Source organism: Alteromonas sp. KUL42 (genome assembly GCF_006538325.1).
Classification (GTDB): Bacteria; Pseudomonadota; Gammaproteobacteria; order Enterobacterales; family Alteromonadaceae; genus Alteromonas.
Genome location: NZ_BJKK01000021.1, coordinates 54,874 through 75,060 on the forward strand (window position 1 = coordinate 54,874; position 20,187 = coordinate 75,060).

32 protein-coding genes are annotated in these 20,187 nt (G+C 39.0%); 27 read left to right on the plus strand and 5 right to left on the minus strand.

Annotation, left to right across the window (positions count from 1 at the left end; all coding sequences use genetic code 11):
• The first annotated feature begins 58 nt into the window (after positions 1–58).
• Both EYR97_RS19430 and EYR97_RS19435 read left to right on the plus strand, forming a co-directional pair.
• Positions 59–499, plus strand: coding sequence for a hypothetical protein (locus EYR97_RS19430; protein ID WP_131095489.1), 441 nt, complete (start codon positions 59–61; stop codon positions 497–499).
• Between the two features lie 125 nt (positions 500–624).
• A complete protein-coding gene (locus EYR97_RS19435) occupies positions 625–1,035 on the plus strand; it encodes a hypothetical protein (protein WP_131095490.1) in 411 nt (136 codons plus the stop codon).
• A 105-nt stretch (positions 1,036–1,140) separates the two neighbouring features.
• Here the strand turns inward: EYR97_RS19435 and EYR97_RS19440 are convergent, their stop codons facing one another.
• Both EYR97_RS19440 and EYR97_RS19445 read right to left on the minus strand, forming a co-directional pair.
• Complete coding sequence (locus tag EYR97_RS19440; RefSeq protein WP_131095491.1) at positions 1,141–1,641, minus strand: HNH endonuclease; 501 nt, start codon at positions 1,639–1,641, stop codon at positions 1,141–1,143.
• Between the two features lie 53 nt (positions 1,642–1,694).
• Positions 1,695–2,669, minus strand: a complete 975-nt coding sequence (locus EYR97_RS19445) for a DNA-binding protein (protein ID WP_131095492.1) — start codon at positions 2,667–2,669, stop codon at positions 1,695–1,697.
• 224 nt (positions 2,670–2,893) lie between these two features.
• Here EYR97_RS19445 and EYR97_RS19450 point away from each other — a divergent pair, with 224 nt between their 5' ends.
• From EYR97_RS19450 to EYR97_RS19465, 4 genes are all read left to right on the plus strand, one after another.
• Positions 2,894–3,163 carry a hypothetical protein gene (locus EYR97_RS19450; RefSeq protein WP_131095493.1) on the plus strand — a complete coding sequence of 90 codons (270 nt, stop codon included), beginning with the start codon at positions 2,894–2,896 and terminating at the stop codon, positions 3,161–3,163.
• A 16-nt stretch (positions 3,164–3,179) separates the two neighbouring features.
• Positions 3,180–3,362, plus strand: coding sequence for a hypothetical protein (locus EYR97_RS19455; RefSeq protein WP_131095494.1), 183 nt, complete (start codon positions 3,180–3,182; stop codon positions 3,360–3,362).
• A gap of 146 nt (positions 3,363–3,508) precedes the next feature.
• The gene (locus EYR97_RS19460; protein WP_258313269.1) at positions 3,509–3,793 is read left to right on the plus strand and encodes a hypothetical protein; all 285 of its coding nucleotides are present in this window, start codon (positions 3,509–3,511) and stop codon (positions 3,791–3,793) included.
• Between the two features lie 136 nt (positions 3,794–3,929).
• Positions 3,930–4,157 carry a hypothetical protein gene (locus tag EYR97_RS19465; RefSeq protein WP_131095495.1) on the plus strand — a complete coding sequence of 76 codons (228 nt, stop codon included), beginning with the start codon at positions 3,930–3,932 and terminating at the stop codon, positions 4,155–4,157.
• 107 nt (positions 4,158–4,264) lie between these two features.
• Here the strand turns inward: EYR97_RS19465 and EYR97_RS19470 are convergent, their stop codons facing one another.
• Positions 4,265–5,395: a competence protein CoiA family protein gene (locus tag EYR97_RS19470; protein ID WP_131095496.1), complete on the minus strand. Its 1,131-nt coding sequence runs from the start codon at positions 5,393–5,395 to the stop codon at positions 4,265–4,267.
• A 198-nt stretch (positions 5,396–5,593) separates the two neighbouring features.
• Here EYR97_RS19470 and EYR97_RS19475 point away from each other — a divergent pair, with 198 nt between their 5' ends.
• The 20 genes from EYR97_RS19475 to EYR97_RS19565 all read left to right on the plus strand — a co-directional run bounded on the left by EYR97_RS19475 (position 5,594) and on the right by EYR97_RS19565 (position 18,017).
• Complete coding sequence (locus tag EYR97_RS19475) at positions 5,594–6,388, plus strand: tyrosine-type recombinase/integrase (protein WP_131095497.1); 795 nt, start codon at positions 5,594–5,596, stop codon at positions 6,386–6,388.
• Positions 6,381–6,659, plus strand: coding sequence for a helix-turn-helix domain-containing protein (locus EYR97_RS19480; protein WP_131095498.1), 279 nt, complete (start codon positions 6,381–6,383; stop codon positions 6,657–6,659). Before EYR97_RS19475 ends, EYR97_RS19480 begins: the two co-directional genes overlap by 8 nt.
• Before the next feature lie 338 nt (positions 6,660–6,997).
• Complete coding sequence (locus tag EYR97_RS19485) at positions 6,998–7,264, plus strand: hypothetical protein (protein WP_131095499.1); 267 nt, start codon at positions 6,998–7,000, stop codon at positions 7,262–7,264.
• 13 nt (positions 7,265–7,277) lie between these two features.
• Positions 7,278–7,559, plus strand: a complete 282-nt coding sequence (locus tag EYR97_RS19490) for a hypothetical protein (protein ID WP_131095500.1) — start codon at positions 7,278–7,280, stop codon at positions 7,557–7,559.
• 11 nt (positions 7,560–7,570) lie between these two features.
• Complete coding sequence (locus EYR97_RS19495; protein ID WP_131095501.1) at positions 7,571–7,993, plus strand: DUF2513 domain-containing protein; 423 nt, start codon at positions 7,571–7,573, stop codon at positions 7,991–7,993.
• Between the two features lie 11 nt (positions 7,994–8,004).
• The gene (locus tag EYR97_RS19500; protein WP_131095502.1) at positions 8,005–8,256 is read left to right on the plus strand and encodes a hypothetical protein; all 252 of its coding nucleotides are present in this window, start codon (positions 8,005–8,007) and stop codon (positions 8,254–8,256) included.
• A 40-nt stretch (positions 8,257–8,296) separates the two neighbouring features.
• On the plus strand, positions 8,297–8,440 hold the full coding sequence (locus EYR97_RS21980) for a hypothetical protein (protein WP_165478114.1): 144 nt from the start codon (positions 8,297–8,299) through the stop codon (positions 8,438–8,440).
• 52 nt (positions 8,441–8,492) lie between these two features.
• Positions 8,493–8,837: a hypothetical protein gene (locus EYR97_RS19505; RefSeq protein ID WP_131095503.1), complete on the plus strand. Its 345-nt coding sequence runs from the start codon at positions 8,493–8,495 to the stop codon at positions 8,835–8,837.
• Between the two features lie 18 nt (positions 8,838–8,855).
• On the plus strand, positions 8,856–9,281 hold the full coding sequence (locus tag EYR97_RS19510; RefSeq protein ID WP_131095504.1) for a hypothetical protein: 426 nt from the start codon (positions 8,856–8,858) through the stop codon (positions 9,279–9,281).
• A 68-nt stretch (positions 9,282–9,349) separates the two neighbouring features.
• Positions 9,350–9,583, plus strand: coding sequence for a DUF4313 domain-containing protein (locus tag EYR97_RS19515; protein ID WP_165478115.1), 234 nt, complete (start codon positions 9,350–9,352; stop codon positions 9,581–9,583).
• A 209-nt stretch (positions 9,584–9,792) separates the two neighbouring features.
• Complete coding sequence (locus EYR97_RS19520) at positions 9,793–10,104, plus strand: hypothetical protein (RefSeq protein ID WP_131095506.1); 312 nt, start codon at positions 9,793–9,795, stop codon at positions 10,102–10,104.
• 14 nt (positions 10,105–10,118) lie between these two features.
• The gene (locus EYR97_RS19525) at positions 10,119–10,670 is read left to right on the plus strand and encodes a hypothetical protein (protein WP_131095507.1); all 552 of its coding nucleotides are present in this window, start codon (positions 10,119–10,121) and stop codon (positions 10,668–10,670) included.
• A gap of 20 nt (positions 10,671–10,690) precedes the next feature.
• Positions 10,691–11,050, plus strand: a complete 360-nt coding sequence (locus EYR97_RS19530) for a hypothetical protein (RefSeq protein WP_131095508.1) — start codon at positions 10,691–10,693, stop codon at positions 11,048–11,050.
• Positions 11,051–11,062: 12 nt separating this feature from the next.
• The gene (locus EYR97_RS19535; RefSeq protein ID WP_131095509.1) at positions 11,063–11,269 is read left to right on the plus strand and encodes a hypothetical protein; all 207 of its coding nucleotides are present in this window, start codon (positions 11,063–11,065) and stop codon (positions 11,267–11,269) included.
• A 16-nt stretch (positions 11,270–11,285) separates the two neighbouring features.
• Positions 11,286–11,519, plus strand: a complete 234-nt coding sequence (locus EYR97_RS19540) for a hypothetical protein (protein ID WP_131095510.1) — start codon at positions 11,286–11,288, stop codon at positions 11,517–11,519.
• Positions 11,497–12,294: a DNA/RNA non-specific endonuclease gene (locus EYR97_RS19545; RefSeq protein ID WP_131095511.1), complete on the plus strand. Its 798-nt coding sequence runs from the start codon at positions 11,497–11,499 to the stop codon at positions 12,292–12,294. The genes EYR97_RS19540 and EYR97_RS19545 overlap by 23 nt, the downstream gene beginning before the upstream one ends.
• A 366-nt stretch (positions 12,295–12,660) precedes the next feature.
• A complete protein-coding gene (locus tag EYR97_RS19550; protein ID WP_131095512.1) occupies positions 12,661–13,485 on the plus strand; it encodes a replication initiation protein in 825 nt (274 codons plus the stop codon).
• A 256-nt stretch (positions 13,486–13,741) separates the two neighbouring features.
• Positions 13,742–14,896, plus strand: coding sequence for a plasmid replication initiator RepA (gene repA, locus EYR97_RS19555; protein ID WP_165478116.1), 1,155 nt, complete (start codon positions 13,742–13,744; stop codon positions 14,894–14,896).
• Between the two features lie 679 nt (positions 14,897–15,575).
• A complete protein-coding gene (locus tag EYR97_RS19560; RefSeq protein WP_131095514.1) occupies positions 15,576–17,015 on the plus strand; it encodes a DNA cytosine methyltransferase in 1,440 nt (479 codons plus the stop codon).
• 231 nt (positions 17,016–17,246) lie between these two features.
• On the plus strand, positions 17,247–18,017 hold the full coding sequence (locus tag EYR97_RS19565) for a DUF4393 domain-containing protein (protein WP_131095515.1): 771 nt from the start codon (positions 17,247–17,249) through the stop codon (positions 18,015–18,017).
• Positions 18,018–18,036: 19 nt separating this feature from the next.
• Here the strand turns inward: EYR97_RS19565 and EYR97_RS19570 are convergent, their stop codons facing one another.
• On the minus strand, positions 18,037–18,987 hold the full coding sequence (locus EYR97_RS19570; RefSeq protein WP_131095516.1) for a site-specific integrase: 951 nt from the start codon (positions 18,985–18,987) through the stop codon (positions 18,037–18,039).
• 2 nt (positions 18,988–18,989) lie between these two features.
• The gene (locus tag EYR97_RS19575) at positions 18,990–19,256 is read right to left on the minus strand and encodes a hypothetical protein (RefSeq protein WP_131095517.1); all 267 of its coding nucleotides are present in this window, start codon (positions 19,254–19,256) and stop codon (positions 18,990–18,992) included.
• Positions 19,257–19,707: 451 nt separating this feature from the next.
• On the opposite strand from EYR97_RS19575, the gene EYR97_RS19580 reads away from it, so the two are divergent.
• Positions 19,708–20,049 (plus strand): hypothetical protein, encoded by a 342-nt coding sequence (locus EYR97_RS19580; RefSeq protein WP_131095518.1) that lies wholly within the window; start codon positions 19,708–19,710, stop codon positions 20,047–20,049.
• The last annotated feature ends 138 nt before the right edge of the window (positions 20,050–20,187 follow it).

The following is a 20,187-nucleotide window of genomic DNA, read 5'->3' on the forward strand; positions in this document are numbered from 1 at the left end:
AGCGAAGCATTGTGCTATCGCATTAAAGAAATTAGGCGCTCGATGAGCTGCCGACAGCATGAACCCAAAGGGGCAATATCATTGTCCCGATTGGGAAGTGGTATGCCCCTTTTTTATTAAAGAGGAAACCACTATGAATGGTGCAATATTAACTGTTGAAACGTTAGAAGATATCGTTCAATCACAAATCGTACTTTATGGGAACAGAAGACTGTTTATTCGAAACAAAGGTGAACATGCTAAATCTTTTTCTCTTCTGGCCGGTGAGTGTAGCGTAGCCCCATTTTTTGATTGTACTGGAAAGTATGAGGCTGATATGGGAGAGCACAGTCTGTTTGTGTTGGCAGAGAGGTTGAAATCGCTAAACGTTGAAGATGAGATATTCTGCTCTGATGATGAAGTTGTCATTAGGGGGTTTCAGTTGGGCTTCACTGACGAAGATGAAGGTTTCATTGAAACTATTAATTCTTCAGAGGTAGTTCAGCCAACACTAGTTTAAGCTATCGCACTACTGAATAAAACCGGCGCTCGATGAGCTGCCGACAACACGAACCCTAAAGGGCAATATCATTGTCCTTTAGGGGCGGTGGTTTGCCTTTTTTTATGAAAGAGGAAACCACGTATATGAGTATTTACGAGTTAGCTGTTAAAGAGAGAATTGACCACTTCAACAATAAGTCATGGTTCGTTGTCCAAGAACTGGAATCTGGTGAAGAGTTGGTTGATGTAGAAATTTCCATTGAAGCCCAAGAAAAAATGCTATCGATGATAGAGAAAGAACCTGATAAGTATTTTACTAATCAGGATTTTGTTAAGGGCTTTGCATACCGTCTATCCAGAACTAACGCGGGTAGCGCGAAGTATGGCCCATGTGAGGTATGTGGAAAATACGCTGACACTATGTATATGCTTGTTGAAATGGTGAGGTTTTGGAATCCGGTAAAAAAGAAGAATAGTGTTACACATCATGGATGCAGAAGCTCGACATTTGGGCATAAAGAGTGCTTAGCTAAACTGACAGAAAAGCCACAATAATGTGGCTTTCTTTTTGTTTGTTTACCGCCATTCGCTACAGCTTCTGTCCAATCTACGTTTCCTACATAGCCCAAAGGCGCTTATGATACATGGTTAAGATAAACTCTACGTTTGTATATTGAGCTCTGAAATTTTCTTGGCCAATGCAGTTTGCTCGTCATGACCTCGAAAGTCTTTAATCACAATGTTGGATTTCCCAATATTACACAAGTTACACAGAATCTGAAGATTAGCTAACTCATGTTCAAGCTCAGGAAACTTGCTTCTTGGATATACGTGGTCAACATCGATGCGAACTCCATCATTAGCACTGCGATTACAACACATACAATGCGGCCCATATTTTTCTATAGCTTTAAAACGAAGTGCTAACCAACGTTTTGTGCTGTAAAAAGGTATGCTCTGAGAATTCCCTTCTTCTAGTTCTGAATGGCAACGAAAAACACGAACTGATTGGTGGGGTGAAAAAATAGTTACTACAGATATTGGTGTATTTTCATGTGTTTTTAAGAATTTGCTTGTTGCATTGAGCGCTCCAGACTCTTTTTTATACTTTTTTCTAGTAGTTTTGCTACCTGCGCGAAATGTAACATGATGCATTGCCATAACTATAACTCTTCTTCAAGAATACGGTTAAATGCAATTATATAGCATAATAATTATTTGGTTAACTTGGCTATAACAGACGACTGCTCTTCAAGAGTTTTACGTAGCTCTGTGTTACTAGTGTTAGCTCTATCAAGTTTCTCAGTAACAGTTTCTAACTGTTTTGATAAATGTTGATTGGTCAGTTTAAGTGAAGATAATTCACTTTCTGCTGATGCCATATACTTTTTATATTCATTGGTAGAAGATTCTAAACTGTTTATAAGCTTGCTGTTGACTGTCAACTCCGTCTCTTGGCTAGCTAGTGTTTTATTGATAGCGGCAAGTTCTTTGTTCAATAATTTGTTGTCGTCTACCAATGCCGCATTTTGGGCTTTGACCTCATCGACATATTGCTGATTACCTTCCAGCTTCAATTCTGCCTTTGCTATTTCAGTACGTAATTCCTCATTCGTCTGATGGAGGGATTTCGCTTCTTGGGTAGACTGGGTTAATTGTTGTCTAAGCTCGGTGACAATCGCGGTGTGTGTTTCGTTCTCTTTATCTAATGCTGCTCTATTTAGCTCGTTGGTCTTTTGCAATTCAGATTTTGCTTCTGCTTTAACGGTAGCAAGTTCTTGTTGCAGTTCGGCCACTTCTCTTTCTAGCTGACTTACTAATGAATTTTGTTTATGTAACCTGTCTTCTGATCGCTCTAGGTCATCGAGAGCCAAATCCCGCTGTTCGTTAGCATCTTGTGCCTGCTCTTTGTAGCGTTGCTCAGCTTCCACTCCGAAGCGTGTGATTTCTTTCATAAAGCTTTGTGTGAATTCAGAAGAAAATCCAAGCTTGTCGTAAAGAGACTGTTGGTTTGCTTCTAGTTCTTTCTTCCAGTTAGCGAAATATTTATGAACTGTACTAGTGCTACTGACATCCGGAAGCATTGATAAAACCAGTCTTACACTTGGCTTTGTTCCTTTCGAATAAAGGTCGTTGCAAATGCTATTAACTCTTTCTTGGATGCTGTTTTGGATGGATGTTGTTGTCATAATCGTCAGCTCAAAATTAACCAGTGAAAAAATAATATACCAATTTTAGAACGAACACAAATAAGCGAACGAACGCTGTTCGTTTGTTCGATATTATTTGATGCATGCTCTAATGTTTCATTTCCTATCCTGCTGGATTTGGTATAGTGAACGTGATTTAAAAAACAGCGAAGTATTGTACTATCGCATTAATGAAATTAGGCGCTCGATGAGCTGCTGACAGCATGAACCCAAAGGGGCAATATCATTGTCCCGAATGGGAAGTGGTATGCCCCTTTTTTATTAAAGAGGAAACCACGATGGAAATGAACCAGTACGAGCTTGCAAATGCTAAGCGTTTAATCGATGGCTACTACTTAACTAGCCCATCAAAACCTGGTACGAATGCAGACGAATTTGAACGAGCTAAAAGAGAGTGTGTTAGCATTCTCGAAAAGCAGCTTAATAATGTCAAATCACTATCTGTTAACCAGTTTTTTGCCAAACCTAAGTAAGAAGGAAGCCACTGCAATGACTGATCGTAAAGATACAAATAAAGATACGTTAGAAGACGCAGTTAAATATTTTAAGCAGCTATCTCATGGATTTGTTGTTGATTCAAGGCACTCTAGTGATTGCCCAATCTTGGCTGTAAAAGCTGAAGCGTATGAATTGGCCGCTTTTCATTTAGAGAGAAATGTCTCATCAAAATAAATAAGTAAAGCACTCTTCGGAGTGCTTTTTTTCTGCCCGAACGTTTCCTATATTGCCGATTTGGTATAGTGAACGTGATTTAAAAAACAGCGAAGTATTGTGCTATCGCATTAATGAAATTAGGCGCTCGATGAGCAGCCGACAGCATGAACCCAAAGGGGCAATATCATTGTCCCGATTGGGAAGTGGTATGCCCCTTTTTTATTAAAGAGGAAACCACTATGACAGTTGCGCTTAACACTTTTACGCCTGAAATGAATAACATCCTTGCTTGCAAGCTGGGTGAGATTCAACGTCATTTAGTTGAAGACACTGAGCTTGTTGTTGAACTCAGTGAGCTTGGCATTGATCTCGACAAAGAAATAGATGGTTACGAGTGTTTAATTACTGCTTTATATGAGTTGCAAAAGCATGTTGATCAAAACATCTAAAGCACCTTCGGGTGCTTTTTTATTGCCCGAACGTTTCCTGTATTGCCGATTTGGTATAGTGAACGTGATTTAAAAAACAGCGAAGTATTGTGCTATCGCATTAATGAAATTAGGCGCTCGATGAGCAGCCGACAGCATGAACCCAAAGGGGCAATATCATTGTCCCGATTGGGAAGTGGTATGCCCTTTTTTTATTAAAGAGGAAACCACTATGGATAAAGAAATCACAACTGAAATGTTCACCAATTGGAACGGCAGCGATTCTATGAATGTAGAAGCATTGACAGACCTCGTTGTTGAGTTGCTGAATAGCACTGAAGAGCAGATGGATGATCTACGTCGTTCTGTAATCGAATACGAATAATATTTTTTGTTTGAAGCAACATCAAAGCCCACTTTTTAGTGGGTTTTTTCTTGCCTGAACGTTTCCTACATGGCCCAAAGGCGATAATTGAGAAAACATTAGTAAAACTAAGTGTTGCCGCTTTCCTTCAGGGCCGCGTATACCTTCCGAACGGTATTTATTGCCTTTCCTGTTTTTGTGTTGGCTTTGCGTAATGACAATGAAGCGTGAAAGGCTTCCACAATGTCGGGGTGGTCAGTAAGCAAATTCTCTGCGTTTTTCGCTGGCCTTCCTAAATGAGTGTTATTCAATAGCTTTGCTTTCCGCTGTCCAACTCTTACTTTGTGAGCGTGTTCCCGATAGGTAGTACGGCAATAAGCCCCTTCAACTGTTCGCTTGCCTAGCGCCTCAAGGTTTAACAAGCTTAGGTCATGAGCAGTTTCAATTGCATGAAAATATTCTGTGTGACTACCAATGACAAACTGACTAGCGCGAAACCGCTTATGTATGAGTCTTTCAAGGCTACCAAAGTGCCTGTATAAGCCTGCTATCTCAATGGACAGGACTTCACCATGTTGCTGTAAATCGCGCTTTATCTCACTTATCCGTAGTGCTAACTCTGATCGAGAAGTAATACCCACTTTGATTAACGGAAAACAGGTCGAGCCTTGTTGCAAATGAATTTTTAGTACGTAAAGGTGCTGATTTAAAAGTGCCTGAAGGCGCAACTGATAGAACCTTGCTGCTTGTGTGCCGTTCATTTCATCATGATATTGCAACATGGCTAAACGCGCAGGAAATAGTTGTTCCTGTAGTGTTGCCTCCGGCAATATTATTTTTTTCTGAAGTAATGAGTCATGATGCTTGACCAAATCACGCCCTAATCGCGTTAGCTGGTATTTTTCCGGTTTATTGGGGGATGGTTCAAGTAATCCTCCTTGCGTTAAATACATTGCTGTTTCAGCTTGTTTTTGCGATAGCCATACATTGTCGTATCGCTGAAATTTATCTAGCAGTTTGATGTCAGATTTACCGATTCCAGTCGCGATGTCGTAGAACGGCAGGCCGGTTTGTTGAATTGTCGATTTCGATTCCATGCAGGTTTCACCGGCATGGGCAAAGTGGTGTTCTTTTATCGCACCTTTCCTGGCGATAAGTTTTTCAGAGCAAAAAGGACAGTGTAGATTTGTGTGGCCTGATTTTACGTCAGCGACACTAACCAACTCGCCAGATTCATTCATGCCATGCGTAAGAAACATTATTACCCGCCTGTATCAAAAAAGTATCATTGAGGTTTATCTTAGCGAAACCTGCATAGATGTAAAGATACTTTTGTGATACACATTGAAGATGAATTAATCTAATGCTTCGTTTCCTATCACCCTTTATTTCTAAAGACCTGTAGACGAACGCTGATATTTTGTACTACGATATAGGAAACAAATTTTCCTATATATATGTCAGACGAAGATATCGATTTTAAGTGGCGCTGGAACCCACCTTCTTTGCGTACTGTTAAACAGCCAGAAACCCTTACACCAGATGAGTTCTTGGATATGGTTGAGCGTGTAGATAATGAGGGAGTTGATCCACTGATTGGATTGCGCAACCAATGCATGTTACTTACTACCTATTTTAGTTGCTTCAGGGCTGTGGAAGTGAGCCAGTGGAAAGTAAAAGAAGCGCTATACCCTGACGGTTCTCTTATGTTTGTTACTCGTTTGAGAAAAGAAGGTACCAAAGGCAATTATCCAGCCATCGCCCATATACCCAATGTGCGAGAGTACAGAGAGTATTTAGAGAAATGGTTTGATGCGAGAGTTAAACATCGAATTGGGCTTGCTAAACCAGGTTCGGTTGAATATCGAGGGTTAGATCCTGATTCACACGTTTTTCTGAGTAATTGGCGTGGTATGTGGCAACCGTTCTCGCTCACTCGTAAAGTGTCGAAAGGCAAGGAATACAAGGTTGCTACTGCTGTACAAAACCTTCTGACAAAACTCTATAAGGATTATGGGTACCAAAACTCAAGTAGTCACGCTGGCCGTCATAGTTTCGCTCGTTTCGCACAAAGATTGTTAGAGAAGAAAAATAACCCTGATACATCACGTATAATTCAAACACTGCTCCACCATAAGACTGAAGAGGCACAGCGTGACTATACGGATGTAGATTTTAACCATATAAGAAAGGTGGCTCAAAAGATGATGCCAAAACCCAAGAAAAGGGGAAGACCGCCGAAAAATGACTAGCTATAGCAAAACAAAAACAAGCTACTACAGAAGGCTTTATGTCGCATATCTCATCGATTCTGGCACCAATACTGTTCCAGCGTTGCTTAATGTCACTGAAATGCACCGTAGAACGCTTCAGGACACACTTAAAGCGCTTGCTGACCTCGATATCATTATTGAAAGTCGAGGCGGTACCAAGAATGCAAGCTACGCTGTCAAATCGTGGGGAGCTATTGACAGAGATTGGATAAAAAATAACTTGCAGCACGTAAAAGACGTGCTAGAATGAGTTTGAGTCAAAGAACAAGTGTGCGTTTTCAGCAGGTTTTGGACAATGTGTAAACTATTAAAACCGCCGTTCATCAGAGTGAAACGTTAAACGACTGACAGGGCCGGAGACCAAACCTATATAAGAGTGGTCAAGCAGGGGTGGAAAGTCCCGTCGATTTGCAGCCGTAAGCTGCTCGATTTCAATGCGGTGAATGTTTGAGTGATGATCAAGCAACAAGTGTGAATGAAGCTGGTCTAGAACAGTGAAAATGTGCCTGAACTCGTGTTGCCACACAGGAAAGCTGGAAATTCATCACCAGCCACCGCGCCATTTAGCTAAGTTGGAATTCTATTTAAGTGGGAAAAGCGAACGTGACAGGTACGACATCAATCGAATCGAGAGACATCGATAAAGCTACTGATTTTAGCTTGTCAGGCTATAACAGTGCCGGTGTCCGAGCTGTGTTTCACGGAAAGGAAGGCGGCTTTTGTACCACTAGCTACAGCTTTTCAATGAGTCAGGAAGCTAAGAACTATTCAGCGGCCAGAATTGCGCTACTACTGCAAATGGCTTCAGGACTTACTAACGAACAAATCAGCCAAATGAAGCTGATAAACACGTAATGGGAAATAAGCGATGAAGGTTATTATTGGGTCAATTCTGTTGCTTTTTAGCTGCCTGGCGTACTCAAAAAACTGTGAAGAAATGAGTAAGAAGTTCTTTCTGGATGAAATGGATGCAATTGTAGGAAGTGCTGTGCCAGAAATAAAAGAAAGGCCAAAATATATCGCAAAACTCCTTACTAAAATCATGACGGAATATCCTGAAGACGATGCTACTAAATGTATGGCGAAAGGACTTGAGCAGGCTCAAATCGAGAAGCGTAGCCAGATTAAAAGAGCCAATTCGGAAATATAGGATACTCACAGATGAAAAATGACATTGATTACACAGCAAATATCTTGAAAGTGTTTTTAGACTGTGATGATGCGCATGTCATGTTTCTAGACGTCATTAAAACTGTATGTGGAGAAGATATCGATGAAAAGTTTATACATCACTACGGTTTAATAGTTGAAAATGGTCTAGTCAGTCGAAGAGATTTATCGATCCAAACATTGGATAAGATGGGAATTCGGTACTCGCTTGATAACAGCATTACTGTCATAGATATGCCCTTGCGTTTAACACAGAAAGGGCATGATTATTCAAAAGCTTTAAGTAATAAAGAAGTCCTATCAAAGTTGAAGGACGGTTTTAAAGATGCACCTTTCAAAGTTTTGTTTGATGGTTCTCAGCAATTGTTAACACACTACTTTAAGAAAAAGATTGACGCCTTAACGTCTGAATAGGAAACGCGAACGTGACAGGTACGACATCAATCGAATCGAAAGACATTGATAAAGCTACTGATTTTAGCTTGTCAGGCTATAACAGTGCAGGTGTCCGAGCTGTTTTTCACGGAAAGGAAGGCGGTTTTTGTACTACCAGTTATAGTTTTTCAATGAGTCAGGATGCTAAGAACTATTCAGCGGCCAGAATTGCACTACTACTGCAAATAGCTTCAGGTCTTACGAACGAACAAATTAGCCAAATGAAGCTGATAAACAGGTAATGGGAGATAAAAGATGGCTGTTTATGTAAATGAAAATGGCATGGAACGAGTGATTATAGATCCTCAATCTGACGATCAGTTAATGATGGAAGTTGCTAAAAAAGAATGCCCTGAAGCTATCGTAAGAAAAGCTTCAGATGATGAAGTTATGCGTCTAGTAGTAAATGGCACGTGTTGCAGCTAAGAAAGCTCTCTTTAAAGAGCTGTCAGCTGCTTAATTGATGATATGGGAAAAAATGACTGACAAAGCGCTATACGAGACTTTTAAACAGGCCGTTCTGGACATTGCTGTAGAAACTGTTCCTGGGCGGCAAGTAGATGATTTTGATGAACAAGAACACCCAGAATGGAAACGTTTCTTCTTCAGTCTAACTTTCTTTTTGTCTGAAGAACCGTACGTTGACGATTTTATAAGAACTGTACGGAATCGGCTTTTAAAGTGGCCGCAACTAACTGAAGATAAAAAATCTGATGGCTATATTTATCAGGTTTGGAAGTCTCATATCCAAAGTCATGATTATTGGTCAGTCAGCTTTTGGCTATCTGAAAAATACGAATTTCAAGAAGATTCACAGCCGTAAACTAATGTAGGAATAATTGTGGGTTTGTTCGATGAGATATCATTCGAAAGAAATAAGAAGTATTCGAAAGAGTTGCCTGTAGTAAGAGGCTGGCAAACAAAAGATCTAACATGCGATTTAATAGGTAGGCACACATACGAGATTAATGAAGAAGGTTTTCTAGAGAGGGATGATGGCGCAATTAACAACCTCCTTACTGGTTGGGTAGTAATTTGCAATTCCTGCGTAGAAGAATTTGATATCGAATTTAAAAATGGGCGGATAGTTCAATTGATTCCATCAGAGGGTACTTTCTTAGACGACTATTCAAAGAAGAGAGGGGCTTACGAAACAGAGGATGGTTGGTATCCCATTGAACATGAATGGGTCAATACATACGGTGGTGGAATAATGCTGGCAAAAACATGGAAAGCAAGATGGTTTCCGTGGTTATTTAAGAGATAGGAAAAAAGTGCGTGGAAATTGAATACGAAGGTTTCAAGCTTTCGCTTGATATGAGTCAGAAATATAAGATGAACTCCAATCAAACAGTGATACATGCGATGACTGAAGAGGGAGAGCCGTTTGCTACGGTGTCAAAATGTCTGCCTGAGTCTCATATCATTAACGGAGAGAACATAGTGGATGAGCCTAATATGCCTGGGATACTCGATGTGTTGGTATGTCACAATATTGTTGTGGATACAGGAAGGTTTATTCAAATGGGGTTCAATCAGTATCCGGTTGTGAAGATGTGTGAATTATAGGAAACACAATGCGAAGCACAGGTTTAAATCGGGATCACAAATTACTGCTTTTGAGTAGCAAAATCTCTATTTCAGGACTCAAGTTCGGCAAGACATATAGTGGTCGGTTTGATGCTCAAATCACCCAATCACTAATGTCAGAACAAAGTAAGCTTCTGTCCGGTTCTGCACTTGTTTATTCAATATATAGGCTATAGGAACCAAGCTATATGACAGTCAAGAGTGAAGGTTACGGCAAATACTTTAATTCAGAGGCAGCAGAAGTGGATTTTGAAGGTGTGTTGGGGAATTCTGAAAGCCCAATGATCAACCTTGAACCGCTTCGGGATGTCTTTGGGCGCGAAGGTAAGTCAGAACTGCCAAGTGTTTTATTACGTCCCTACTTTGCCCTTGATGGCGAATTGCAGAAAAAGGTAGTTTTCATTGGAAGTAAAGAAGATGTAATTAATCTCATTGACTATCTGCCTGAAGAAAAAAATACGTTGCTTCAGAACCCTTCAATTATCCAATTGCTGAAGTAGGAAATAGGCTAGATATGACTTTAACACAACAAAAATATCCAGTATCACTAATAAAAGTTGGTGCTGTTTTGTATAAGTTTGAAGCCTTTACCTATGACGATGGTAGTTCAGCTGTAGAGCTCCAAGAATGGCATGTTAGGAGTATTCAGCGTAAGCGAGGAACACAAACTAGCTATGGTGTTAAAAAGCCACTGGCTGAATACTACCAAGATAAATACGTCAATATTACGCAGAAGATTAAAGGCGTTACTTGGGGTAAACGCTCTCGCAAAAACGGTGATTATGGTTTTTTAAAGTCAATACCTGAATACTTCAGAAAGCAGTTCAGAGTAGGTAATGACTTGCCGTCTGGAATATTCACTACGCAATTGTCTGCGTTAAAGTACGCGATTAAAGATAAAGAAGAGTCTATTAATCGCTGTGTTCATTTTTTAAAAGAAGAAAACGATCCCATCGAGATTGCTGAATGGGAGAAAGATATCTCTGAAAACGAGAAAGAACTGAAGTTACTTAAGTCTAGGCTTACAAGACTGAACAACAATAAAAGTAAATCAAAAGCGGCCTAAAAGCCGGTATGGGAAACACGATGAGTACTAGTGTCGTCTTTTACATTCGTACCGATTCCCCAGAGAAGGTGGAAAAGCACCTATGTGAGTCGCTGTCGAATTGGGAATGGTCAATTTCACTATTCCCCACTTCTGCGCAATCAGTTCATGACACAATGAATGTGGATGACAACGATGAACCTAATTGGCATGTGTGGAGTTCGTACATTCCACTTTCTGAGTCTTATGGTTCTGGAATTGGAGCGAATTATTCAAAGGCACTTGCTGCATTGCATGGTGTAAAAAGTGCAATTCAGGATCTGCTAACTAGTGATTCAACAACCGGCGAGGCAGGTGAAAAACTAGATGGCTCGGCACTCGACATTTACAGAAATGGGTAATGGGAAACAGAAATGGCAGCTTTAAAGCGCAAGCAAAATTGGCCTCTAGGTGTTGATAAAGGCAAAAGAGTACTGATGCAAACATCAAGTGGTCAACTTCAAATGTTGGGTCATTGTGTCGGTGACTATTTTTATACTCCTGACATCGGAGTAGATAAGTGGGAAGTGTGGAAATTGTCTGACCTGACTCCCGTACCACCTCTCGAAACAGCTAAATAGCTTAATGGGAAAAAGTATGAAAACAACAAACAAACTAGTCGAAGCTGAAAGTATGACCAATGTTCCTAGCAGAGAAGAAATATTAAAGGTGGCTTTTCCACTAAAAACTATTAATTGGAAAAAGCACAACCTAACGGTTATTAAAGACGGCTATCTAGAAAACGGTGTAAGAGTTCACGTAGTAAAAGAAAAGTTAGATAAGCAGCCAATCATTGTAGATAGTGCTTATGTCATCAGCGAAATTGCGTGAGAATACGCTAATGAAGCGTCTTATAGCTGTTGTTCTACTATCAAGTTTATCTTTTACTCTATATGCAACGTCAGGCGGTGGTGACAGACCGGAAGAGCCAACATCAAATCTAATAGAGATTGACTTCGGACGATGGAATATAATTTATAACTGCGAAAAGCGCGGTTATGAGTATTTCACTTACTCAACAGTCCCTGATTCAGGTCTGTACTCAAGATTTAAGCCTTTTCACCAGGAGACACAATTACCCAAGCATTGCCGCCAATTTTCTACAGACACTTACAAACAACCTGAAGTTGCCCAACAATATCATCGTGGCCATGGCGTACATCAAAATATTTGGGATCACGACGAAACATTGATGAAGCAATCTAATAGCTTTGCGAACATTGTGCCTCACGCTGCTTATCTTAATAGTTACGGGGTTTGGCGTGTCACAGAAAAACTAACAGAATGCTATCGGGACAAAGGCACTGTGACTGTGTGGGGGGGCAATATATGGGGTAATGATTCAACTAATGACAAATTCTTAGTTAGTCACGGTGTTGTTACTCCAGATAGGCTGTGGAAAGTCATTGAGTTCCCCGATGGCGAAGTACAAGCTTGGCTAATGCCAAATGATGACAGCCCGAAATCCAAGTTGATAGATAACTATCTGGTGAGCCCAAAGACTATCAGTGAGATAACTGGCTTGTCTTTTCCGATCTCCGCTTCAGAACTAAACGAAAAAGATAAAGTATCTAAAAAGCAACCTAAAGGCTGCTCTATTAAATAGGATTGTACTGCAAGATATAGAACATAGAATTTAGAGGGAGAGCCAATGTTCACTCCCACAATCCTACAATGAAATTTAGCTAAGTATGACAATCTACCCCATGCAATGGGATGAAATATAGCTAATTATGACAAATCACCCCATGTACCATGTAATGGGATGAAATCTGGCTAAGTATGACAAACCACCCCATGCAATGGGGTGAAATATAGCTAAGTATGACAAATCACCCCATATAATGGGATAAAATCTCGCTAAGTATGACAAATCACCCCATGTAATGGGATGAAATCTCGATAAGTATGACAAATCACCCCATATAGCGGTTTGAAATCAATCTAAGTATGACACCTCTCAAAAGGCTTATTGTCTATTAAAAAAGACAAAAACAAAAAGTGTCATAAAAAAGTTGATGCGGTTATTGATTCGTGTAATATGACAATAAATAGAAATGTCATAGAGGCTGGCATGGCTTTAGATATAAGCACAATGGAAGTTACGCAAAGCAGAACACTAGCGGATGCTAAATATACACTCAGTAAAGATGAGCAACAGATTCTTTTACTAATTTCCCAAAGGTCGGGCGATCCTGATACCCAGAACAATGAAGGCTGGTATGAAGTAAAAGTCTCTGATTATGCGCAAGTTTATAAAATTAGTAAGCATGAGGCCAGTCGTGATATCAGAGAGGCGATTAGTAAACTATACGAGCGTAGTATTGTCATTGTTAGAACTACACCCGAGGGGGATGAAGAAGAGATTAAGATTAGGTGGATATCGAGAGTATCAAGACGACCAAAGTATGGTAAGTACGGTATTTACTTCACTGAAGAGCTAAAACCATATATACATCAATTACATAATACTATTAAATATCCGCTAGTTGATGTTATAGACATGCGTAAAACTGAAAGTCGTCGGATTTATGAGTGGGTATATGATGCGAGGGAGACTGGTGAGTTGTATCTAGAGCTCGAATATATCCGCAGTCGCTTAGAGTTAGGTGGTACATATTCACAATACGGAGATCTTAAAAGAAGAATTCTGAACCCTACTGTGAAAAGTATTAATGACGTTTCCCCTCTTACGATAAAGATGTCAGAAGTGAAAGAAGGTAGGAAGGTAATAGGTGTTAATTTTAATATCGCGATGAAAGAAGAACATTCGGTTGCTGAAGAGGTAAAAGAATGACAAATTGCCCCCGTATTATATGGGGCAGATTGTCATACTTGGAGTATATATATTGCATCCGTATGTTTTTGAATATTACTATAAATAAATAAAATTGGATCGCTAAAAGGCTCAATTCACTGATCTATAATGATCGCCTGTTGAGAGTGATATATGAAAGTATAATTGGAATTGAAAAGAAAAAGCCAAGGTATTAGAACCTTGGCCTTGAACTGCATAACCAGGTCGCCAAACCGCTATGCAATTGAGATACAATATGAATAATAATACAGTTGCTGAAAAAGAACAACTGACAGATTCCTTGTGTGAGGAATTTAATGTCAAAAGAAAAACAAATCCCAGTACTCATAATGGTAATTCACTCCATGAAGAGCTGAGAGAAAATATATTAGAGGTTCCGCGTTCTTACGTATTAAACCCTCGTCCTCAGTTTATTCCTCCTGTAGCCTATGCTGAAAGTGTTGATGTTGAAGATCTAGATAAAGCATTAAGTATTTGTCGGCACGAAAAAAATAAGGCTCGCCTTGATGCAATACAGGCTGTCAAAGCAAAAAAATCACGTACAAAAGCCCATTGGTTTATAAAAAAATTGGTGTCAAAGGCGAATGGCGTGGATATTTTTCGTTCTAATGTTATGTTGAAAATATTGGGTGAGCGTGGACGTAAGGTATACATACACCGTGAACGTGTGGTCAATGAATTAGTGAAAGCCTTGGCTTCATTTCATGATGTATTTAGCGGTATCTGTGAGCGTTCAACGTTAACCTCGCTGTCAGATCAGATAGGGGCTACCACTTATGGTAACAAGGAATATTGTGAAGTGGATGAAGGTGCCGAGCCTCAGTTGGCAAGGAAAAAATCTATTAGCCGTGTATCTCGTGCTATCGATGACATGGTGAGATGGGGATTAATCGAGGTAACAAACGAGCGTGACCGAATTACGGGTAAATACATTGGAGCCGTTGTTCGTATAACCCCCCGTTTTTATGATGCCCTTAGCGTTGAAATGAACGACGTAGAAACCGCTCGATGGGATAAAATACGCCAGATGCAGCGAGAGAACCAGTTGCCTAGTGATTTGGATATGGAAGAATCATTAGATAACTATATCAAGAAAAAGCTGGCTGCTGTGATTCGAGCCCGTCAAGAATATGCAAAAGTAAAGCGCCAGAGACGATATTTACGAAGCATGAGTAAAGTAGAAATGCGCCAACGTGCAGCCCGAGATGTAGCTGCAAAATACGGTAAGGATGCTCTAAAAAACATGAGCCAAGAAAGATGGGATGGTTTGTTCGAAGCGCGACATCGCCAGTTATATCGTTTAAGAAATAACATGTTTATCGTTGATGATTATTTTGACCAAATGCCATTTAATATTGACGATGTAAGCGACTTCCTCCCTTACCACTAACATTTTATTAAGAAAAACCATCGCCCCTTCACTGGGGATATTTTCGTTATTTGTAACGACACTAGCCTTTATTTCGCATACCTAACAATAAGATAAACGTGTGATATTTAGACTTACCCACAAAAACTGTGGATAAGTCTAAGTACTAATATTGTTATCAATATAAATCTGCAAGCGGTAAAACTAGTAAAACTGCAAGTAATGGAAAATATGCAAGGTTAACTACTTACGTAATACAGTCTTACGACTGTTTAATAACAATCAATAAATTGAATAAGTTTGTTAACGCCTCTTTCGCTGTGCGAAACGGCCAAAAAATGCGCCGCAATTCATAGCTCGCTTCGCGACCTATGGCGGCATGGAACCCGCCCAAACTTCAGATGAATGATAAAAAATTAAGTAAAGTTTGATATCTCAGATTGAAAGGTTTAGCAGGGTGCGGGATGGCAAATAGCATTCCATAAGTGCCGTCATTACCGCTCAAATATATTTCGTTCTTAGAGCATTGTAAGGTTTAGCATGGCGCTTGCTAGCGCCATTGTTTGTTGTCGGCTTCGCCTCCTTATTTTTAATACCATTAGATTTTCCATACACCATATGTACGTATCAACCTGGTATAGTTTAATCGAACTGAAATGAAGCGAAGCTTTGTGCTATCGCATAGCAAAAGAGTAAAAAGATGAAATCGATTATTAATACAAAAATAGGCATTAGCAAAGGTGTACCACGTATCTTTATCGAAGGAGAAGATTTAGCGCTGGGTGTTGCATATGGCGATGTCCTTAAATACAAAATGGTTGAAACCGCCAAAGAAAAAGGAATTGTGCTGACAAGATGTGAAAAAAATCTAACATCAGGTACCAAAGATGAAAATACTGTACGAGTGAGTAAAAGAACACATAGGAAAACGGGAAAAATAAAACCTCTACTTGAATTACGTGATCATCGTCTCGCGGAGTTTTTTGGGGTAGGTATTTTAGTGAAAATTTCTGTTTCCAAAGGAAAGTTAGTTGTTCAATTACATTCTAAAGATAAAGAAAAAGTTTACCGTTTAAAACGTGGCTTTGAAAAATTGAAAGCCGGTGAAGCTTTTTCTGTTGGTAGTGTTTTCGTTGGTGGTGGCATTTTAGATAGAGCTTTACATGAAAGTATGTCAAGTGCTGGAGTTGATACGTTTTGTAAATTTGTTATAGAGCGCGAGAGTAAATACCTCGATGTTTTATTGTCTAATCAAAAAGATATATTTACGGAAGAATCAATAATTGTCAGAAGTGATGTGACTGATATTGATTGCAGTAATGTGCCTGAAGTAGAAATATTTTTGGCTGGGATTCCGTGTATTGCTAGCTCGAAAGCAGGGAAAACTAAGAATAAATTGGTAAAGGCCGAAGATCATTCTGATGCCGGACATCTGTTTTTTCCAATGTTGAATCTGATTAAGGCTAGTCAACCTCTGATAGTTGTACTCGAATGTGTTCCAGAGTATATACAATCTAGTAGCTACAGTGTTATCTGTAGCATGTTAGACAGTTGGGGTTATGACATATCTGTAGATGTGCTCTCAGGCAACGATTATGGATGCCTAGAGGATAGACGGAGGATGTGTCTAGTTGCGACAACTAAAGGAATGCATGATGAAAATCCTTTTTCCTTAACTTCGTTGGAAAAGCATTTTGTAAAAGAAGAGACATTAACTGAAGTTCTGGATAATGTTGACTTAGACAGTGATGCTTGGAAAGCATTTGAATACCTTAAAGTTAAGGAGGTTCGTGATGCTAAGGAAGGAAAGGGATTTAAACGACAGTTATATGATGGGTCGGAGGATAGTGTTGGAACAATAAGACGTCTTTACCATAAAGGTGGCAGTTGTGATCAGTATGTTTGTCATCCTGTAAATAGTTCTCTTTCGAGGCTATTTACACCGATGGAACATGCCAGATTGAAAAAAGTACCTGAGAAATTGGTAGAGGGGTTTAGTAATACTCTACTTCATGAAGTATTGGGTCAAGGAGTGTGTTTCCCAGTCTTTTATTCGGTTGGGTTTGCCATTGGAATATGGCTAAAAAACACAATGAAATGGTTCAATGTGGAAAATAGTCAAAAAAGCTTATTAGCATAAAAAAAGCCGCTTATTTTAGCGGCTTTTTTCTTCATGAAGAAAATATTGGTGTTTTAAGGTCAATGCACTTAAGTATGGATTTAGTATTTAACATAATTAATGTTGTGCGAAATAGAAGATAAAATACTTAAAATATGAGTCAAAATAAGAGTATTAAGATACATCGACTCACCATGTTAATTCAAGTTAATATCAAGTAAATACCTAATTTAGTAAAGAGTAAATGTAATCATGTCCGAAGATGATAACTCAGAAATTATGAATACAGCTAAGGGTTTAAATATTGGAGCGGTTGTACCTGAAGTATATAAGGATGCAATAAGCCCTGCTGCCAAGGAAATTGGTAAAGGTCTGGAAACAATCGCTAAGACAGTGAATATTGCTTTGAAACCGCTAAGTATTACGGTTTGGGGATTTGATAAAATTGAAAAATATATTATGGAAGAACTTCCTAAAGTGCTTAAAGAAAAAGGGACTGAAAGCATAATATCACCAGATCCACATGTGGCTGGCCCAACTATTGAATCTTTAAAATACACGGCAAACAAAGAAGAATTGAGAAAGATGTATCTCAATTTATTAGCAATGTCGATGGATAAGGACTCATCATCACGGGCTCATCCTTCGTTTGTTGAAGTCATACGTCAACTTTCTTTAGACGAGGCAAAATTATTATCGTTTATCAAAAAGGAAGGTATATATCCGGCAATGCGTGACCGCTCAGCTAGTTTCTTTCGTACAGAACAATCTAGCTATAAACGATTACTAGAATATTTTTATGAAATTTGCGAAGCTGCTGGAATTGACAACCCAGGTCTATATCGCAGCTATTTAGATAACCTCACACGTTTAAAAATATTGGAAATTGAAACATATTCTTCCCGACTGAATTTTCACTCATTAAGAAAACAATATTCCGATAAAGAACAAATTAAAGAAGTGAGACTTAAAAGGTTAATTGTAACCTCTTATGGAAAATATTTTATAAAAACATGCACATAATAACTGGATAACATTTGTACTAACGAAGATAGACGTTAGTGATAGATGCTCTAAAGTGGCCAAGCTCTTGAGACGTTAGAGTTTTGGCTACTTTATCGCTATATCCTTGGGATTTAAAGTACGACATTCTTGATTGTGCATATTGGTGTCTCAGTCCATGAGCGCCATTACTAAAGTTCAAAGTACGTTTACTTGCATCTGAATATGATTTACTGAAAGCGTTCCCTCCTCCGATATCATAGAAAGATTGATACTTAACTCCCCTATCCGTTACTAGTATGGGAGTATCCAAGCGCCTTGTTTCTAATTGTTTAGCAAGATTGGTTGGAATTATTATTTCTCTTATAAGACCCCCCTTCCCTATCACCACATATTTTTCCCCAGCGAGCCCTGAGAATCTGTCTTTATGCCATTTTCTACCACTGGTAACAGATAGCTCACTCGCTCTTCTAATCTGCAATAATTCCTTTGCTCTTAATCCTGATGCATGAGCGATTTTAGTTGCTAAAGCATTTCTCGGTGATTGAGATTTTGCTATTTCGTTAACTTGATAATCTGTATATGCTCGTTGGCCTCTAGATGAGTCAGATGATGAGTATACTCGTGGTATTGGTTTGCCAATTAGAATAGATAAAGCTTTCCTTTCGGCATCTAGTGTTTTTTGAGTAACCAAACGGTTACTGTTTTGGGACTTATTTTCTACATGAAGAATATTTCTATTGGCTCTTTCCTGCTCTTTTCTGGCAATGAGATAATCTTGAGCTTTCTCAATGTCAATATTCTTTAGTTTATCAACACCCATAGTGTTGGCTATTCTTGCTAATGTAGCTGCTGACTCTTTATAGCTTCTTATTGATGTGAATTGTTTGTATGGTGTTTCTCCGATTACCCCAACTTGTGCTTTAGGCAACCCAGTAGCGATATGTTTTTTCAATACCGCTTCAGCTTGTACTTTTAAATCTTTGGCCATATTTATTCTTTATCTAATTCTTTAGTATGTTTCACATAGAAATTTCTTACCGCTTGTCTGCTAATCACTATTCTTTTATTTTTTCTAAGCCATAAAGTCACATCTGTATAATTAGCGTTTTCAACATTTATTAGATAAATAATTTCATGTATATACGGTGCTAGTCTGCTTTTACTTATCCTTTTTTTCTTTCGTTTCAATAAGATTTCGTTTATCTCTTTTGATAGGTTTTCAAAGCTTTTTATTCTCAGTTTTTCGCTCTCTTTCACGCTCTTAAACCGCCTACTTTCTGCTTGGTATTTTTGAAAATTATAGCAGAGTAAACCCTGCAATATATGACAACCAAAAATGACAAGCAGATATGACTGGAGAACACGGCCCGCGCGCGCTCTAGGTGAGTCGAAGACCCTCACCTAGAGCGCGCGCGCTCCGACACAATTGCTTTTGATGTGTCGGAGGGGCCGTGTTCTCCAGGCAAATGTAGGACGGTTTACCTTTCTGGATTTGACTTTAGAGGAGGAGCGATTAGCGACAACATTTAAACCACGCAGCCTTGGCGAAGTGGTTAAAAAAAATCGATATTTAAGATATCGATAAAAATAATATTCATCACTATACGAATATAAAAATTATTTTGGGATGAAGATTTATGAGTATTAAGCGGTATATTAGACAAGCAATAATCAAAAACGAAATAATATTATCGTAGAGGAAAAGAAGATGGCTAAATCAGAGAATAGTAATGAGTTTATTGGATTAAAATCACTTGGGTATATAAACAAGATTTCGAAACTTCCGAATTCAGATACGGAAGTCGCGGAAATAACGATTTTGTCAGGTAAGACTCAAGAGGGGAAAAATCGGTATTCAAATGGTAGTTTCATTGTAACCACGTCGACAAGAGGGGTTGCCGATATTTCTGAAAGTTTGAATACTCAAACAGAAGAAAGAGGTATTCTTGTAAAGGTAAGTATAAAGGATTATCACGGAGTGATATCGAAGTGTGGGAAGTACATCAATTATCGAGGGTTGCTTGATAGTGTAGTATTGTACGAACAATGAAAATAAATTCAGTAGATACAAAAAAAGCGCTAAATTAGCGCGTTTTTTTATTTTCGTTTAATCACTTAGTTTTTGTAGATAATAAAACTTTCTTAGCTGCGTCTAGTAACGCGTTTCTGGCGAACGCTGAGCGTTTGA

Excerpts from the sequence above, each read along its gene's own strand:
- EYR97_RS19530 (WP_131095508.1), top strand. The coding sequence starts at position 10,691 with ATGAGTACTAGTGTCGTCTTTTACATTCGTACCGATTCCCCAGAGAAG.
- EYR97_RS19445 (WP_131095492.1), bottom strand. The coding sequence starts at position 2,669 with ATGACAACAACATCCATCCAAAACAGCATCCAAGAAAGAGTTAATAGC.
- EYR97_RS19535 (WP_131095509.1), top strand. The coding sequence starts at position 11,063 with ATGGCAGCTTTAAAGCGCAAGCAAAATTGGCCTCTAGGTGTTGATAAA.
- EYR97_RS19455 (WP_131095494.1), top strand. The coding sequence starts at position 3,180 with ATGACTGATCGTAAAGATACAAATAAAGATACGTTAGAAGACGCAGTT.
- EYR97_RS19525 (WP_131095507.1), top strand. The coding sequence starts at position 10,119 with ATGACTTTAACACAACAAAAATATCCAGTATCACTAATAAAAGTTGGT.
- EYR97_RS19450 (WP_131095493.1), top strand. The coding sequence starts at position 2,894 with ATGAACCCAAAGGGGCAATATCATTGTCCCGAATGGGAAGTGGTATGC.
- EYR97_RS19440 (WP_131095491.1), bottom strand. The coding sequence starts at position 1,641 with ATGGCAATGCATCATGTTACATTTCGCGCAGGTAGCAAAACTACTAGA.
- EYR97_RS19545 (WP_131095511.1), top strand. The coding sequence starts at position 11,497 with ATGTCATCAGCGAAATTGCGTGAGAATACGCTAATGAAGCGTCTTATA.
- EYR97_RS19515 (WP_165478115.1), top strand. The coding sequence starts at position 9,350 with ATGAACTCCAATCAAACAGTGATACATGCGATGACTGAAGAGGGAGAG.
- EYR97_RS19570 (WP_131095516.1), bottom strand. The coding sequence starts at position 18,987 with ATGGCCAAAGATTTAAAAGTACAAGCTGAAGCGGTATTGAAAAAACAT.
- repA (WP_165478116.1), top strand. The coding sequence starts at position 13,742 with ATGAATAATAATACAGTTGCTGAAAAAGAACAACTGACAGATTCCTTG.
- EYR97_RS19490 (WP_131095500.1), top strand. The coding sequence starts at position 7,278 with ATGAAGGTTATTATTGGGTCAATTCTGTTGCTTTTTAGCTGCCTGGCG.
- EYR97_RS19465 (WP_131095495.1), top strand. The coding sequence starts at position 3,930 with ATGAACCCAAAGGGGCAATATCATTGTCCCGATTGGGAAGTGGTATGC.
- EYR97_RS19565 (WP_131095515.1), top strand. The coding sequence starts at position 17,247 with ATGTCCGAAGATGATAACTCAGAAATTATGAATACAGCTAAGGGTTTA.
- EYR97_RS19460 (WP_258313269.1), top strand. The coding sequence starts at position 3,509 with ATGAACCCAAAGGGGCAATATCATTGTCCCGATTGGGAAGTGGTATGC.
- EYR97_RS19475 (WP_131095497.1), top strand. The coding sequence starts at position 5,594 with ATGTCAGACGAAGATATCGATTTTAAGTGGCGCTGGAACCCACCTTCT.
- EYR97_RS19430 (WP_131095489.1), top strand. The coding sequence starts at position 59 with ATGAACCCAAAGGGGCAATATCATTGTCCCGATTGGGAAGTGGTATGC.
- EYR97_RS19480 (WP_131095498.1), top strand. The coding sequence starts at position 6,381 with ATGACTAGCTATAGCAAAACAAAAACAAGCTACTACAGAAGGCTTTAT.
- EYR97_RS21980 (WP_165478114.1), top strand. The coding sequence starts at position 8,297 with ATGGAACGAGTGATTATAGATCCTCAATCTGACGATCAGTTAATGATG.
- EYR97_RS19540 (WP_131095510.1), top strand. The coding sequence starts at position 11,286 with ATGAAAACAACAAACAAACTAGTCGAAGCTGAAAGTATGACCAATGTT.
- EYR97_RS19560 (WP_131095514.1), top strand. The coding sequence starts at position 15,576 with ATGAAATCGATTATTAATACAAAAATAGGCATTAGCAAAGGTGTACCA.
- EYR97_RS19505 (WP_131095503.1), top strand. The coding sequence starts at position 8,493 with ATGACTGACAAAGCGCTATACGAGACTTTTAAACAGGCCGTTCTGGAC.
- EYR97_RS19520 (WP_131095506.1), top strand. The coding sequence starts at position 9,793 with ATGACAGTCAAGAGTGAAGGTTACGGCAAATACTTTAATTCAGAGGCA.
- EYR97_RS19470 (WP_131095496.1), bottom strand. The coding sequence starts at position 5,395 with ATGTTTCTTACGCATGGCATGAATGAATCTGGCGAGTTGGTTAGTGTC.
- EYR97_RS19435 (WP_131095490.1), top strand. The coding sequence starts at position 625 with ATGAGTATTTACGAGTTAGCTGTTAAAGAGAGAATTGACCACTTCAAC.
- EYR97_RS19495 (WP_131095501.1), top strand. The coding sequence starts at position 7,571 with ATGAAAAATGACATTGATTACACAGCAAATATCTTGAAAGTGTTTTTA.
- EYR97_RS19580 (WP_131095518.1), top strand. The coding sequence starts at position 19,708 with ATGGCTAAATCAGAGAATAGTAATGAGTTTATTGGATTAAAATCACTT.